Here is a 15,387-nt window from a genome sequence, read left to right on the forward strand (position 1 = left end):
GTACCGTACTAATTTAGGAAAGATAATCATACAGTAAAGTGGCGTAATGTTAATTATCAGATGCGATGCCTGCCAACAGGTACAATACGGCCATCCTGACGGCCACGCCATTTTCTACCTGGTTTAGAATGATTGAGTGGTCTGAGTCAGCCACATCACTACTTAATTCAACGCCCCTGTTTATCGGTCCCGGATGCATGATGGTGATGGAGCGGTCCAGTTGATCGAGCAATTGCCTGTTGATGCCGTAATACAGGGCATATTCACGTAAAGACGGAAAATATTTTATTTGCTGGCGTTCTAATTGAATTCTGAGTACATTGGCAACATCACACCATTCCAGTGCAGCTTTTACGTCAAGCTCGACTTTTACACCAATATCGCCAATAAATTTGGGCAACAGCGTGCTGGGGCCGCATACCATTACCTCGGCACCCAGTTTTTGCAGGGCAAAAATGTTGGAAAGGGCTACCCTGGAGTGAAGGATATCTCCAATGATAGCTACTTTTTTACCCGATACAGCGCCGAGCTTCTCGCGTATCGAAAAAGTATCTAACAACGCCTGGGTGGGATGCTCATGGGTACCATCGCCGGCATTTACAATGTTGGCATCGATATGCCTGGCCAGAAAATGCGGCGCACCGGGACTTGAATGCCTGATGACTACCATGTCTACCTTCATCGCCAGTATGTTGTTTACCGTGTCCAGCAGGGTTTCGCCTTTTTTTACGGAACTATTGGATGAAGAGAAATTGATGACATCTGCCGAAAGCCTTTTCTCCGCAAGTTCGAATGACAATTTTGTCCTTGTCGAGTTTTCAAAAAAGATGTTGGCGATCGTAATATCCCTGAGTGAGGGGACTTTTTTGATAGGACGGTTAATTACTTCTTTAAAATTGTCTGCAGTATGGAAAATCAACTCGATATCATCGGCGGTAAGATCCTTGATGCCCAGTAGATGTTTCGAACTTAATTGCGGCATTTTATTTCTCTTTCTTGTCTATTAACCAGATATTATCTTTTTTCTTGCCCTGTTCTTTCAGCTCTACCAAAACTTTTTGAGAAAACAGGGTATTCACATATTTCCCTACATATTGTGGTTGTATGGGTATATCGCGGCTGTAAGTTCTGTCAATTAAAACCAGCAACTCCACCTTTGAAGGTCGCCCAAATGCTGTCATGGCATCGAGTGCCGCCCTTACCGTACGGCCGGTAAATAAGACATCATCGATCAGTACAACTTTTTTGTTTTCTATGATAAAAGGAACATGCGTGGTGTTGGCTTTTAGCGGGGTTTCCCTTCTCCGGAAGTCATCCCTGTAAAAGGTGGTATCGAGTTTACCTGTCTGTATTTCATGCTGAAGCAGGCTTTCCAGTTTTGTCTTGATCCTTTCAGCAACAAAAATACCCCTTGGCTGGAGGCCTAAAATCACTGTCTCTTCAAATCCGCCATGATTTTCTATGAGTTGCTGACAAAGCCTGCTTATGGTAATGTCAAGAAGCTTTGCGTCTAGTAATAGTCTTTTCTGCATGATTCTTGTCACGCAAATATAGATAAAATGCCTGACTCTGATCCATCAAATGCAAAGATCTTTATGGCATTGATGAAAAGCCGGCTTACTGGTAAGTGATTTTATTGATGTAAAATACCTTTCGGCTTAGTTTTGCTTCCCGGTCCTTTAGGTTTTTGATTCGCTGTACCCCGTAGGCATAAAAGAACTTATCATACCATAAGGATAGTCCACCTATTTCATAATCGTTGTTTTTGGCTACATCATCTTCAAATTTCATCTTGATATCGTCGAAGGTTTTGCCTTCCAGAATTTCATCTTCATTGATCAATTTGGAGCGAATGACGTTTTCGTAGAGGTATAAAAGTATCACTCTTTTTTCTTCGATACTGGCATTTACATACTGGTCCAGGCTGAAAGAGGTAACATCATTGATTTCAAAACTGTTGTCCCATAACACTTTCCCTTTTTTATTGAAGGCCACGACCACGGCATGTGTGTATTTATACCCTGCGAAATACATGTTGTCGCCCCACCTTCCCCTGGGAAAATAAGGCCCATAGGCTATGGATGAAAGTGCAGTGTTATTATATTTGGGGTAAAAGGCCTCGCCGAACAGCAGAAACATGTCATCCTTTTCAACAATATCATGTACGAGCAGGCGGTACCGGAATTTCACTTTTTTGCCTTGAACCCTTCTCCTGTTGATCCTGTCTCTCACCCTGGCTTCCCTCTTGGCTTTCATGTAGCTGAAAAAGTTTTTCAGGTCACCATAGCTGATGTAGGTGATGTCCTGTCCGCCTAACGCATCGAGCTTGGCGATAAAGATGCCGCTGGAATAACTCGATTTATTGTTGGAATAAGTCCCTGCGATAAATTGTTCCCTGGCATTGAACCTGGTGGATCTGCCGAAAATTATGTTGTTCGTCCCTTTGGTTTCCAGGGTCCGGTTTTGTAAAAGGGTGCCGTTTTGGTCAAAGGTTTTTATAGCCAGTGTATTACGCTTGTCAAATGTTTTTTCAGTAACCAGGATATTGAAAATGCCGGTATCCTCGTCTACACTGATATCAACCAACTCACTGCGATTGTTATAAATACCGGGCAGGACTTTGACCTTTTTGGAAGATAAATCATAATGAATTACCGCAGGCATGTAGTTAACATACCCGCCCAGAATAGCGGCATTACCGGAGACGGTAAATTCGGTAAGATTTAAAGGGAAAACGTAGTTGATTTCAGCCTCTTCCATATTGCCTGTCCCCAGTGAAAGAACCTGCAATATCATCTTATCATTTTGGTAGTTTACCGGTTTATATAACAAATATACCTTTCCATTCCTGTATTCATAGCCTGTAAAATCATAATTGATGTTAACCAACAGGTTCCTTCTCCAGGACAGGGTCAAATCTGTATTGTATTTCAATACCTCCCAGTTATTTTTACGCGGTTCGGTTTTGTTTTCAACCTGCCTGACCAATACCAACCCTTCTTCCCGGGCTGATATAACTGTGTAGTAATCATCATAGTCATCCAACTCAATCTCCACCCTGTCCGGTTGAATAATCTGGGCATCAGAAGCTATAGCAATTACCATGAGCCACGCCAGTAACAGCCAACTGCCGGGGCTGAATATTGCCCGAAGAGTAAATGTTTTGCACATACGCATTTGGTTTACCAAGTCACAAGACTTTCAGTCAAAAACTTACCCAAAAGAATTGTACATCATGGAAAACCACTTTCGGTTTTCCTTCCCACTTTGTACCCTCTTGTCTCCTTTTTGAAGAGGCATAAACCCTCTTTATCTAAAAACTCATCTTGTTGATGTAAAATATATTACGTTTTTTCTTTACCTCGAGGTTATCCAAATTCTTAATTTTTTGATATCCCCACGCAATAAAGTAATTGTCATACCAGTATTCGGCAGAGCCGATATCGGCCCTTTTTACCTGGTCATTTTGGTATTCGGTCGCCAATGTCAGGGTTTCTTCACTATTGTCAACTTTGTTATTACGTATGGTTAATTTGTTAATGTTGCCTTCCAGGTTGTAAAAAAGTGTAATGTCTTCGGGTTCCACATAAGCCTTCACTTTTTCATTGAGGGCCCGGGTTTTGATGTCATTGATTTTGAAACTATGATCCCACATTAAATCACCACTTTTGCTAAAACCTGCGATCACTGCGTGTGTAAACTGGTTGCCATCGAAAACTGTCTGGTAGTTGTAATACCTCCGGTACCCGAAATAGTCCATGAACCTCTCTGTTCGATATACCGGATAATAAGCCTCTCCAATCATGACATATTGATCCCCCTGACTTACAAGTTCATGAGTCAGCAACCGGTAGTTGATTTTCAGATCCTTGCCTTTTTGCTTTTTTCTTTCAGCTTTATTTTCAATTTTGACCTTTTCGCGGTCATTTAAAAACGAAAAGAAGTTATCCAGTTCGGTAAAACTATAAAACTTCAGGAATTCCTGATTGTCATCAATGAACTTAGCGATGTAAAAACCCTGCGTGTTGGCGTTTTTTCTGTATCCGTAACTACCCAATACCAGTTTGATCCCGGCATCTAAGCTGGTGACCTTTGCCGTATGAAAATCAAACTTTTTGTTTGAAGTAATGACCAGGTCGTCAAATTTGCTTGGGTTTTGTCTGTAGGTTCTGATGATAACATTTTTGTTTTTGTCGAATGTACTTGAAATCACAGCACTAATGGCATTGGTTTTAGCATTTATAAAAACCTCCTGTACCGCCACTGACTTACCTTCCACGATGCTGGGCAATGTTTTGGTTTTTTTTGTTTTAAGGTCTATTTGTTGAATGAGGGGTGTATTTTTGATGGCTCCTCCAATTACCACCTGGTCGTTTTTTACAACAAAGTCTTTAATTTCAGTGCCTTTCACTACAAAAAACTTATAGCTATCGATGGCTGCGGTGGCCGGATTTATTTTCACCACTTCCAAAGATTCCTTGTTCCGGTTATTGAAGATTAAATAAAAAGCATTTTCGAAATAATCGTAAAAATTCAGGTTAAGCTTTTTATTGGTTATTACATTTTTTTCCCAGACTTTTTCGAATTCAGTATTGTAAAAAGCAAATGTTATACTCGATAACCCGTCCTCTTTTTTTTCCCGGGCCGGATTAAAAACAATAATGCCCAGCTTTTCGATGGGCACTATTTCAGGTTGTGGCTCGTTGGGCCTGATTTCAAACTCCAGTCTTGATTTTGATTGTCCATATACATCTCCCAGCCATAAAAGGCCCATCGTTACTATCAAAATTTCTCTTATCCTCATTCCAAATTGACTTTACGTTTTCAACATTTGTTAACTGCCCATGCCCACAACAATATCAAATTCCTCTTTCCTGACCGGCTGGACCGAAAGCCTGGAGTTTTTAACTAAAACCATGTCTTGCAACCTTTCGTCACCCTTAATTTGTGCCAGGGTCACCGGGTTTTTCAATTTTTGCTTTGGTACCACATCGACAACTACCCAGCGGTCATCGGTGGTGGTGGGGTCGGGGTAAAATTCTTTAACCACTTCGGCAATCCCTATAACAGATTTTTCATTAACACTATGATAAAATAGCGCGAGATCACCTTTTTTCATGGCTTGTAAATTGTTTCTTGCCTGGTAGTTTCTTACGCCATCCCAATGATCTCTTTTTAATTTAACGAAGTCATCCCAGGAATAGGTATTGGGCTCTGATTTTATTAACCAATAGTTCATGCTTAATTTTGTATGATTTTTAGTTTTAAAAGGTTTTTCTTATATGAGACAAATTCCAGCCTGAAGTTCCTGTGGCTCCCGTTTTCCCCAAACAAAACAGCGAAGGTGTGATCATTCTCCTTTTCCCACCTTCCCTTTCTTTCCACAATGCCATCGGTTGGTGCAATTTCATAATTGATAAATGTCTTATCCCTCAACATTTTAAATCCCCTTCTTCCCCGTGAGGGTGGAAACTGATAGGTATCGGGGCGGTATGCCTCCACATCCTCATGACCATCTTCGTGTGCATGTACCCATTTAACGTCAAATACCTTATCCATTGGAATGTCCGGCTTTGGTGCGGCACAGAGTTGAATAACCAGCGTCAGTACAACTACCGGACTAAACAACAGGGAGGTCGATGTAAAAAACAGATGATCTTTCATTTAAATCGGAGCTTGGAGTCCATAATATAGTTATGATTCGTTTACTTTGTTAACGAATTTTTTGAAATTAAAGGTAATTTTATGGTCAATGCCCAGGCATTGACCGGTTTCCTATAACTTACAAGCAAATAGTTTACCAAAAATTAAGGCATTACAATTGGAAAACAAAGAAATCATAAAGCGATTAGGATTAATTGCTTCTCTTTTGGAACTACATGGTGAAAACCCCTTTAAGGTAAGAGGTTATAACAGCGCCGTTTATCACCTGGACAAGGCAGATGTACAGGTAACCGGGAAGAGCCGGCAGGAGCTTGAGAAAATTGAGGGCATCGGAAAGAGCATTGCCGCCGTCATCGCGGAAATGAATGAAACGGGGGAGTCAGCCATTTTGAATGATCTATTGGATAAAACACCGGAAGGGTTACTGCCAATGCTTGAAATCAATGGCTTCGGACCTAAAAAAATCCGGGTAATATGGCAGGAACTGGGCATCACGGATGGAAAAGCGCTGTATGAGGCCTGTGAAGCCGGTAAAATTGCCCAGGTAAAAGGTTTTGGTGAAAAGCTCCAGGAAAAGCTGAGAAATGCATTGCAATTCACTTTTGTCAGTCAGGGAAAATTTCGTTACCGTCAGGCCGAGCCATTTGTAATTTCATTGCTGGACGGATTGCGGTCAAACCACCCGTCCGATCTGGTGGAGGTGGCCGGGGAATTCAGAAGAAATATGGAGATCATTGAAACAGTTTGTGTGGTTGTCGGTACCGATAACTTTGAAAAGAGTCAAAAGTTTTTGGATGGTCTTTCATCAATTTCAAAAAATGAACGATCCTCTGGCCCGTTTACCTGGAGAGGGACATTTCAGGAACTCCCCCTAAGTCTGGAAATCCATCTGACCGGTAAAGAAGGATTTCATAATTTATTGATGAAACACACCGGATCTGTGAAGCATTTATCTACTGTTGTTGCGGAAGATAAAACGTTGTACCAGCTTATCTCAGAGCAAATCTTTGAAAGTGAGGAGGCTGCCTATGGTTCAGCCGGGTTGCAATACATTGAGCCGGAGATGCGGGAGGGTACTTTTGAATTTCAGTTATCCAGGGAAAATAAATTGCCCGGCTTATTAAAATTGGAGGATCTCAAGGGTATATTACATAACCACTCCACCTACAGTGACGGCAACAACAGCTTGCGGGAGATGGCCACCTATTGTAAGGAACTGGGTTATGAATACCTCGGGATGGCCGATCATAGCAAAACGGCGGTGTACGCCAATGGGCTGGATGAAGATAGAATCATCGAACAACATGAGGAGATAGATGCGTTGAACCGGGAACTGGCCCCATTCAAAATCTTTAAAGGTATTGAGTCTGATATTTTAAATGATGGAAGCCTGGATTATGATGAAGAGGTGTTGGCTACTTTCGATTTCATTGTGGCCTCAGTTCATGCCCAGTTGAATATGGATATCAATAAAGCAACCAGCCGCTTGTTAACTGCTATTGCTAACCCTTTTACTACGATGTTGGGCCACCCGACTGGCAGGTTGTTACTAAAGCGGGAAGGATACCCTATCAACCACAAAGCCGTAATAGATGCGTGTGCCGAACACCAGGTGATTATAGAAATAAACGCTCATCCCTTCAGGCTGGACCTGGATTGGCGTTGGGTTCATTATGCTTTGGAAAAAGGGGTAATGCTCAGCATTAATCCGGACGCCCACAGTACTGCGCAATATGAACTGATGAAATACGGGGTGCTGGTAGGCAGAAAAGGCGGATTAACCAAAAGTCAAACTTTTAATTGCCTGAGTTGTGATGAAGTGGACAGGTACTTTAGAGAACGAAAGGAAAAGTTGCTAAGCAAAGCAACCTGATAAAACGCAAGTTATGAAAACACTTTATCTTGTAAGGCATGCAAAATCAAGCTGGCGTTTTCCGGAGTTGCGGGATTTTGACCGGCCATTGAACAAAAGAGGCAAGAAGAACGCTCCTGAGATGGGGAAAAGGCTTAAGGCGAAGCAAATCCTTCCGGGCCTTCTCCTGGCCAGCCCTGCAAACCGGGCCATTACCACTGCCCGGAAAATTGCTGAAAAGATTGGATATCCGGAGGCGGGTATCAGGGAAAATGACAAGATCTATCACGGCAGCGAGGCCGAATTGATGGATGTCATCAAAGCTACCGACAATAGCATTGGTGAGCTAATGTTGTTTGGGCATAACCCTGGCTTCACGGATTTGGCTAACCTTCTTGGTGATCAATGGATCGATAACATTCCCACCTGTGGCGTTGTGGCCATTGCTTTTGAGGTTGACAACTGGAAGGAGGTAGCCCCAAAGAATGGCAGGAATTTGTTTTTTGATTATCCTAAGAGGATAATGCATTGAGTTTCACTTCCTGGCCTGGCGCCTTAAATCGCGCCAGCGTCCCGCGGGTGTTGCACAAGTTTTCGACCAAATGCTTTGTGTCTCTTTGTGTCTTGGTGCCTTTGTGGTTAACCATTTTTCACCACGGAGGCACCAAGACACAAAGGGGACATTTGCCTTCGTAAAATTATGGTCTGAAACGGCTCTACAAAATGAACTGGCTCAGGTCTTTGTCTTCAACCAGCCCGGCCAATCTTTCGCGAACCATTTCCCGGGTAATCACAATTTTCGCGTTAGCGCTGATTTGATCCGGGACTTCGAACAAGAAATCATTAAGTAAGTGGCTCATGACTGTATGAAGTCTTCTGGCACCGATATTTTCTACTTCTGAATTAATTCTGAAGGCGATTTCAGCTATTTCTTCGAGTGATTCGTCGTTAAAATCCAGGGAAACTTCTTCGGCCAGAAACAGGGCTTCATATTGCTTGCTCAGGGCATTTTTAGGTTCCTTTAATATACGGAAAAAATCTTCCCTGGTCAGATTTTCCAGCTCCACGCGGATGGGAAACCGACCCTGTAATTCGGGGATCAGGTCCGATGGTTTGGAAATATGAAATGCCCCTGCTGCAATAAAAAGAATATGATCTGTGTTGATGATTCCATATTTTGTGTTGACAGTACTGCCTTCTACGATGGGCAACAAATCGCGTTGAACCCCTTCACGGCTAACATCCGGTCCGCTGCCTTTTTTTGATCCACTGGCAATTTTGTCCACTTCATCAATAAAAATGATGCCCGTATTTTGTGCCTTGGAAATGGCTTCTTCTTTCACCTCATCCATATCTACCAACTTGGCCGATTCCTCCTCCAACAAGATCTTTTTAGCCTCTCCAATGGTCACTTTCCTTTTTTTAGGTTTCTTGGGCAGCATTCCATTGATCATTTCCTGGATATTCATCATGGATACGTCATCCATCATACCCCCACCGATCATCCCAATTCCCGGATTCATCGGTTGCCTGACTTCTATTTCGATTTTTCTGTCATCCAGCTCTCCATTCCGGATTTTTTCACGGAATTTTTCCCTGGTCCTTTCATTCAGTTCAGCATCACTGGTCGGCGTTTCACCCTCCCTGGTGGGAGTCAAGCCGGGGGCAGCCATTGAAGCGCTGCTTTTCAAAGGCGGAATCAGTGCATCCAATATAATTTCTTCCACAATTTGAGTAGCTTTTTCCCTGACTTCTTCTTTTTTCCTGGTTTTTACAAGATTTATAGAATGATCAACCAGATCCCTTACCATACTTTCCACATCCCTGCCGACATAACCGACTTCGGTAAATTTGGAGGCTTCTACCTTGGTAAACGGAGCGTCGGCTATTTTGGCAAGGCGTCTGGCTATCTCCGTTTTGCCGACACCCGTAGCCCCAATCATAAGGATATTATTTTGTACTATTTCACCTCTGATATCCGAAGGTGTATTCATTCTACGCCACCTGTTTCTCAAAGCAATGGCAACATTTCTTTTAGCGTCTTTCTGCCCAATAATGTATTTATCGAGTTCTTCTACAATTTGTATGGGCGTCATGTATTTTTTGTTGTCGATCATTTTCTTTCAGATTAATCAAATTAAATACGTTTTTTTCTAATGAGGCTATTGAAATTGCTCGTCACCGTCAAATGGTTGGTGCTGCCGGCCACATGGTACAGGGCTTTTGAATAAGCAAATTCAAAAGCTTTGACCCGGAACATCAGGCCGAATGAGAAACCGGCGCCTCCTGAAACCTCTTCCTGCCTCAACTCACGCCTCATTAAATGGTTGTATCCCACTCTGATATTGAAGTTTTTGCTAGGTACAAATTCTGCGGCAAATACCATATGCCGGAATATTTTATCCGCCACACCCGGTTCATCGTTTGCCTGGCTATTAATATTTCCACGAGGGTCAAAAAAAGCGATATCTGCCTGATACAGGTGATAGGCAGTTGCCGAAAACCTGAATGGCATATAGGTAGGTTTAAAGCTAATACCCAGTTGAGCATCAAAAGGCAGGTCAGATTGGCTCAGTTCGTCGTAATCATTTAATACTACTCCCAGATTCCTGATAACAAGGCCGACTGTCAGGTCTTTTTCGGGATGTTTGAATGCGCCACCTATATCCAGCAACAGGGCACTGGCCTTAAACCCTGCGATATCAGATAATGCAAATTTTAAGCTTCCGCCAAGGCTGAAGACCCCCGTCTCCCGGGCATGTGAGACAGCCAGTACAAATTCATTGGAGTTAAACGTGCCTAATTCAAAGCCTGACGGATCGTAACCGGTGATACTTCCGTAATCGATGTACTTAAGGTTGACACCCCAGGAACCATACTTTTCCAGTGTCCTGGCATAAGACAGGTTACTGAAGTCAACCCCTCCCAGATAGTTCAGATAGCTTATTGAGAGGTGATTGTGCAGGGTAGTGTCCAGTAAGGCAGGGTTTTGTGCAAAGCCATTTACATCACCATTGGCCAGGGTTACATTAGCGCCACCCAGGGCCGCAGTCCGGGCATCACCGGGAATGTTGAGAAAATCGAATGAACGTTGCCCCCCAACCTGTGCATGCGCATAATGGCAGTAAAGAAATAAAACCACAAGAAGGGGCTTTCGCTTCATTCAATCAAATTTACGATGGGCTCAATTCTATTTTTTAAATGTGTTTCACCGTTTCAAGGACGAAATTAATTGGGTTGTCAGCTTTCTTTTTCATCAGTGCAAATTCCAGCACTTCGTCCACCATGTCTACATAGTGAATTTTTAATCCTTTCAGGTAAGTTTCCTGGATTTCGTCGATGTCCTTTTTATTTCGACTGCATAGAATTATTTCTTTAATTCCGGCTCGCTTGGCTGCCAAAATCTTTTCTTTGATCCCACCTACCGGCAATACTTTTCCTCTCAAAGTAATTTCTCCGGTCATGGCCAGCTTATTTTTGACAATTCTTTGGGTATATAAGGAGGCTATCGAAGTTAAAATAGTGATGCCTGCAGACGGGCCATCTTTTGGGACAGCACCGGCGGGGACGTGAATATGAAGGTCATAATTATCGAAAATGGCATGGTGTATACCCAGGGTTTCACTTTCGGATTTGAGGTAAGAGAGCGCGGTCATCGCCGACTCTTTCATGACATCCCCCAATTGGCCGGACAGGGTCAACTTACCTTTACCCCGGCTCAAGGACGACTCTATGTAAAGAATTTCACCACCTGCAGGTGTCCAGGCCAAACCTGTCACTACCCCCGGGGTTTTGTTATTCTGGTAGAATTCTTTATCATAAATTTCCGCCCCCAGTATGCGCACGACATCGTCAGGGGTTATTTTTTTGTTATAGTCTTCTTCCAGGGCGATGGACTTTGCTATATTTCTGATTACGGCACCAATTTTTCGTTCCAGCCCCCTGACTCCGGATTCGCGTGTATAATCATCGATAATTTTACTGATCGCCTTGTTTTCAAGGCTCACCTGATCGGCTTTCAGCCCATGTTCATTTCTTTGTTTGGGGATCAGATGCCTTCGTGCAATCTGCAGCTTTTCTTCGGCCGTATAACCTGAAATTTCTATGATTTCCATTCTGTCCCTCAAAGCCGGATGTATCGAATCCAGGGAATTTGCGGTCGCGATAAATAGTATTTTGGACAGGTCATATTCCACCTCGAGATAGTTGTCCACGAAAGCATTGTTTTGCTCAGGGTCGAGGACCTCCAGCAAGGCAGAGGAAGGGTCTCCTCTGAAATCTGAATTTACTTTGTCAATTTCATCTAAAACAAACACCGGGTTGGAATATTTAGCTTTTTTAAGGCTTTGTATGATCTTTCCCGGCATAGCTCCGACGTAAGTTTTTCTGTGTCCCCTGATTTCTGCCTCGTCATGCACACCACCTAATGACATTCTGACATATTTTCGGTTTAAAGACTTGGCAATGGATTTGCCCAATGAAGTCTTACCCACGCCCGGGGGGCCATAAAGGCAAAGTATAGGGCCCTTTAAGTCGTTCTTGAGCTTTAATACAGCCAGATACTCAATGATTCTTTCCTTCACTTTTTCCAGGCCAAAATGATCCCTGTTCAAAATTCTCATGGCCCTTTTCAAGTCGAAGTTGTCTTTGGAATACTCCTCCCACGGCAGTTCTACAAGGTACTCTGCGTAATTGAGCGCTACGGGGTATTCAGCCGATGCCGGATTCATCCGCAAAATTTTATCCAGTTCCTTTTTGAAATGGTCCTTTATCTGAACCGGCCAGTTTTTCTTTTCGCCTTTGAGCCGCAATGATTCATACTCCTGGTCCGGCCCTTCAAAACCCAGCTCATCCTGAAGTACCTTCATTTGTTGCCTTAAAAAATAATCCCTTTGCTGAGCATCGATGTCAGAATGCACCTTGTTTTGTATCTCCTGCTTCAATTCCAGCATTTGAATGTCTTTCAGCATAAACTCAAGCAGCAGGGTGGCCCGGGTCATACCGTCATCGATTTCCAGCAATTTCTGCTTATTTGCCACCTCAGCGTTGATATTGGAGGATAAAAAGTGCGTTAAAAAACTGGGGCTGTCGATGTTTTCCAAAGTCACCTGCGCCTCCTGGGGTATCTCAGGGTTCAGCTTCAGAATTTTGAGGGCCGCCTCCTTCAACGATTGCACAATGGCCTTTAACTTTTTGTCTTTCGCATCGGGAAAGGCCTCTTCTACCAGATTTATACTGGCCTCCAGGTACGGATTTTCAGAAATAACTTTGTTTATTCTAAACCGCTGCTTGCCCTGAATAATGATGGTGGTATTCCCATCCGGCAATACCAGCATTTTAATGATTTTTGCTACTGTTCCCACCCGGTAAATATCATCCTTTCCGGGATCTTCGGCTTTTTGATTTTTCTGCGCAATTACTCCGATGATGCGGTCGGATTTATAGGCTTTTTTGACCAGCTTCACTGATTTGTCGCGTCCCACGGTAATAGGTATAATTACCCCCGGGAAAAGTACGGTGTTTTTTACCGGCAGAATTGAAATATTTTCAGGAACGTCAAGCAGGGTTTCTACTTCATCCTCGGGGTTTATCAATTGAATCAACTCGCCCGAGTCCTCTTCAGCAAAATCAGCTAATAGTATTTTATCAAGGTAATTATTTCTTTCATCCATTTTTAGTACCCGTCAAGTGTGTCAAAATGACATAATTTTCTCCGCTACAATGTTTTTAAGGGATTGTTATATATTAGTCAAGACCTGTGCCAAAGTAATTTCTTAGGTAAATATGACTTGTTATAAACTCAAACTTGTCACATATTTGATTGTTTGAGCCCAAGATTTTTATTAAATATAATTATTTAAGAATAAAATTTGGCTGACATGTGTGTAAAAAAAGCCGTGATAATTGTGATGACCATCTTTCTTTGCCTCCCAGCGATCGGGCAACAGAAAAAGAGGAAATTCATGCGGCTTCCTACACTTAGTGACTCTTCCCAAACGGCGCTGTCATTTCAACTGTTTCCTTTTCCAAACGTTAACAAGGTAGCGTATTATGTGGATAAGAACAAGGCAAAATCAATTAATAAATTAGATGGAGCTAAAAACTGGGAAAAGCTCTATCAGCCTCTTGAAGATTACATCAAAAACTTTGGTATTGAAAATTTTTACAAAGAAACAAGGTGGCTCTGGCGTTACGGAAAACTGACAGAGATGCGTGGAGAAATCAATAAAGCCAAGGCGATATACCGCCTTATTTTGAAACATCATAGAAAAGAGCACGATTTAAAAGCGGTTTTCCGGCATCTCGATTCTATGATGGTTAATGAAAAAGACTATTTTGTGCCATTGGAGCATTATTATGAATTGGTAGAATTTCGAAAGCTGGTAGATACCCTTATCCCCCCGCGTGGTGTGCTGCTGAACATGGGCAAACACATCAATTCCGACCTGGCTGATTATGGCCCTACACTGGGGATTCATAACAATACTTTGATTTTTACATCCCAAAGAAACCAGTCAGAAGATGTTTTAAGTAACAGGTCCAATGAGGATTTGTTTTACAGCAAAGGCGAGGATGGTTACTGGGAAGAGGCGCAGGAATTTGAAGGGATCAACTCACCCTACAATGAGGGGTCGGCCTGTTTGTCACGTGATGGCAATACATTGTATTTTGCCCGTTGTAATGCTCCGGGTGGCTATGGTAATTGTGATCTCTACCAGGCCAGATTACAGGATGACGGTACCTGGAGCGATATTAAAAACCTTGGAAGTACAGTCAATAGTAGCGGCTGGGACTCGCAACCATCACTTTCACATCAGGAAGATACACTTTACTTTGCTTCAGACCGGATAGGAGGGTTTGGGCTTTCGGATATATATTTTACCTGTAAAGACAGTAAAGGCAATTGGGCCGAAGCCAAAAACCTGGGGCCTACGGTAAATACCCGTGGGAATGAAGTGAGCCCGTTTTATCACCCGTCCAGTTCGCTGCTGTATTTTAGTTCTACCGGGCATTTGTTAAATTTTGGCGAATATGATATTTACAAATCATATTACCGTGGAGGACGTTGGAGCGAGCCTAAAAACATCGGACCCTTGGTAAACGGGCAGGGAAGCGAATATTACTTTACCATCGATCCCAACTCTCACTACCTGTTTTACGCGAAATCAAAGGATGAAAACCTTAACAACCTCGATCTTTTTTCGTTTCCACTGCCAATGGGTGCACAACCCGATGCTATTGTAAAACTGGAAGGCTCGCTAAAAGAGATAGGAACAGACAAACCACTGGCCGGAATTGTGTCAATCATTGATTTGGATCACGGTATTGAAGTAGCCCCTAAGTTTTTACGGCCTGACGGGTCTTTTAGCTTTGACCTTATCAACAATAATAATTATCTGCTGATTATTCATGGAGATGATTTTTTCAGGATTGAAGAGCTGTTTTATCTGGACGGGGATGCCGAATATCATCGCAAGACCGAGACTTTTTCCAGCAGAATAGAGTTTGCCACCCTGGAGTTCGATAATGGTAAGTCCGACTTGAAAATAGAGATGTATAGCGATTTAAACAAGATTGTGGACTTTATGATGGATAATCCGGAGTTTAACTTAAAAATCTCTGGGCATACGGACTCTGATGGCAGCGAAAAGTTAAATTTGAAACTCTCACAGGACCGCGCGGAATCCATCAAAGAGTATCTGACCTATTTCGGGAAAATTGAAGAGGACCGGATTGAAGCCAGGGGTTATGGCAGTTCCAAGCCCATAGTCGAGGAAAAAACTGCACAGGATAAGAAATTAAACCGTCGCGTTGAATTTGAAATTATACGAGAGGAGGCTATTGAAAATGAGTAACTCAAAGGGGCTGTC

The 15,387-nt window shown here is 42.8% G+C and carries 12 protein-coding genes; 3 read left to right on the top strand and 9 right to left on the bottom strand.

Features of this window, described 5'->3' with window-relative positions:
- Positions 1–49: 49 nt before the first annotated feature.
- The 6 genes from AC04NP_RS06145 to AC04NP_RS06170 all read right to left on the bottom strand — a co-directional run bounded on the left by AC04NP_RS06145 (position 50) and on the right by AC04NP_RS06170 (position 5,664).
- Positions 50–982, bottom strand: coding sequence for an aspartate carbamoyltransferase catalytic subunit (locus AC04NP_RS06145; protein WP_482858639.1), 933 nt, complete (start codon positions 980–982; stop codon positions 50–52).
- A 1-nt stretch (position 983) separates the two neighbouring features.
- A complete protein-coding gene (pyrR, locus tag AC04NP_RS06150) occupies positions 984–1,532 on the bottom strand; it encodes a bifunctional pyr operon transcriptional regulator/uracil phosphoribosyltransferase PyrR (RefSeq protein ID WP_482858640.1) in 549 nt (182 codons plus the stop codon).
- A gap of 85 nt (positions 1,533–1,617) precedes the next feature.
- Positions 1,618–3,171 (bottom strand): hypothetical protein, encoded by a 1,554-nt coding sequence (locus AC04NP_RS06155; RefSeq protein ID WP_482858641.1) that lies wholly within the window; start codon positions 3,169–3,171, stop codon positions 1,618–1,620.
- A gap of 142 nt (positions 3,172–3,313) precedes the next feature.
- Positions 3,314–4,804 (bottom strand): hypothetical protein, encoded by a 1,491-nt coding sequence (locus tag AC04NP_RS06160; protein WP_482858642.1) that lies wholly within the window; start codon positions 4,802–4,804, stop codon positions 3,314–3,316.
- Between the two features lie 30 nt (positions 4,805–4,834).
- The gene (locus AC04NP_RS06165) at positions 4,835–5,239 is read right to left on the bottom strand and encodes an EVE domain-containing protein (protein ID WP_482858643.1); all 405 of its coding nucleotides are present in this window, start codon (positions 5,237–5,239) and stop codon (positions 4,835–4,837) included.
- 2 nt (positions 5,240–5,241) lie between these two features.
- Positions 5,242–5,664, bottom strand: a complete 423-nt coding sequence (locus AC04NP_RS06170; protein WP_482858644.1) for a hypothetical protein — start codon at positions 5,662–5,664, stop codon at positions 5,242–5,244.
- Positions 5,665–5,821: 157 nt separating this feature from the next.
- Here AC04NP_RS06170 and polX point away from each other — a divergent pair, with 157 nt between their 5' ends.
- Positions 5,822–7,537, top strand: a complete 1,716-nt coding sequence (polX, locus tag AC04NP_RS06175; RefSeq protein ID WP_482858645.1) for a DNA polymerase/3'-5' exonuclease PolX — start codon at positions 5,822–5,824, stop codon at positions 7,535–7,537.
- Positions 7,538–7,550: 13 nt separating this feature from the next.
- The gene (locus tag AC04NP_RS06180) at positions 7,551–8,048 is read left to right on the top strand and encodes a SixA phosphatase family protein (RefSeq protein WP_482858646.1); all 498 of its coding nucleotides are present in this window, start codon (positions 7,551–7,553) and stop codon (positions 8,046–8,048) included.
- 184 nt (positions 8,049–8,232) lie between these two features.
- Here the strand turns inward: AC04NP_RS06180 and hslU are convergent, their stop codons facing one another.
- Genes hslU through lon form a run of 3 tightly spaced genes read right to left on the bottom strand, consistent with a single transcriptional unit; the run spans position 8,233 to position 13,188 of the window.
- A complete protein-coding gene (hslU, locus tag AC04NP_RS06185; RefSeq protein WP_482858647.1) occupies positions 8,233–9,633 on the bottom strand; it encodes an ATP-dependent protease ATPase subunit HslU in 1,401 nt (466 codons plus the stop codon).
- A gap of 20 nt (positions 9,634–9,653) precedes the next feature.
- Entirely contained in the window at positions 9,654–10,679 is a 1,026-nt protein-coding gene (gene porQ / locus AC04NP_RS06190) for a type IX secretion system protein PorQ (RefSeq protein WP_482858648.1), read from the bottom strand.
- A 34-nt stretch (positions 10,680–10,713) separates the two neighbouring features.
- The gene (gene lon / locus AC04NP_RS06195; protein WP_482858649.1) at positions 10,714–13,188 is read right to left on the bottom strand and encodes an endopeptidase La; all 2,475 of its coding nucleotides are present in this window, start codon (positions 13,186–13,188) and stop codon (positions 10,714–10,716) included.
- A 207-nt stretch (positions 13,189–13,395) separates the two neighbouring features.
- On the opposite strand from lon, the gene AC04NP_RS06200 reads away from it, so the two are divergent.
- The gene (locus tag AC04NP_RS06200) at positions 13,396–15,372 is read left to right on the top strand and encodes an OmpA family protein (protein ID WP_482858650.1); all 1,977 of its coding nucleotides are present in this window, start codon (positions 13,396–13,398) and stop codon (positions 15,370–15,372) included.
- Positions 15,373–15,387 lie beyond the last annotated feature (15 nt).

This window comes from Agaribacillus sp. DX54 (assembly GCF_056858335.1).

Bases quoted from the DNA above. Each gene is read 5' to 3' on its own strand.
- AC04NP_RS06145 (WP_482858639.1), bottom strand. From the start codon at position 982: ATGCCGCAATTAAGTTCGAAACATCTACTGGGCATCAAGGATCTTACC.
- AC04NP_RS06180 (WP_482858646.1), top strand. From the start codon at position 7,551: ATGAAAACACTTTATCTTGTAAGGCATGCAAAATCAAGCTGGCGTTTT.
- lon (WP_482858649.1), bottom strand. From the start codon at position 13,188: ATGGATGAAAGAAATAATTACCTTGATAAAATACTATTAGCTGATTTT.
- AC04NP_RS06170 (WP_482858644.1), bottom strand. From the start codon at position 5,664: ATGAAAGATCATCTGTTTTTTACATCGACCTCCCTGTTGTTTAGTCCG.
- hslU (WP_482858647.1), bottom strand. From the start codon at position 9,633: ATGATCGACAACAAAAAATACATGACGCCCATACAAATTGTAGAAGAA.
- porQ (WP_482858648.1), bottom strand. From the start codon at position 10,679: ATGAAGCGAAAGCCCCTTCTTGTGGTTTTATTTCTTTACTGCCATTAT.
- pyrR (WP_482858640.1), bottom strand. From the start codon at position 1,532: ATGCAGAAAAGACTATTACTAGACGCAAAGCTTCTTGACATTACCATA.
- AC04NP_RS06165 (WP_482858643.1), bottom strand. From the start codon at position 5,239: ATGAACTATTGGTTAATAAAATCAGAGCCCAATACCTATTCCTGGGAT.
- AC04NP_RS06200 (WP_482858650.1), top strand. From the start codon at position 13,396: ATGTGTGTAAAAAAAGCCGTGATAATTGTGATGACCATCTTTCTTTGC.
- AC04NP_RS06155 (WP_482858641.1), bottom strand. From the start codon at position 3,171: ATGTGCAAAACATTTACTCTTCGGGCAATATTCAGCCCCGGCAGTTGG.
- AC04NP_RS06160 (WP_482858642.1), bottom strand. From the start codon at position 4,804: ATGAGGATAAGAGAAATTTTGATAGTAACGATGGGCCTTTTATGGCTG.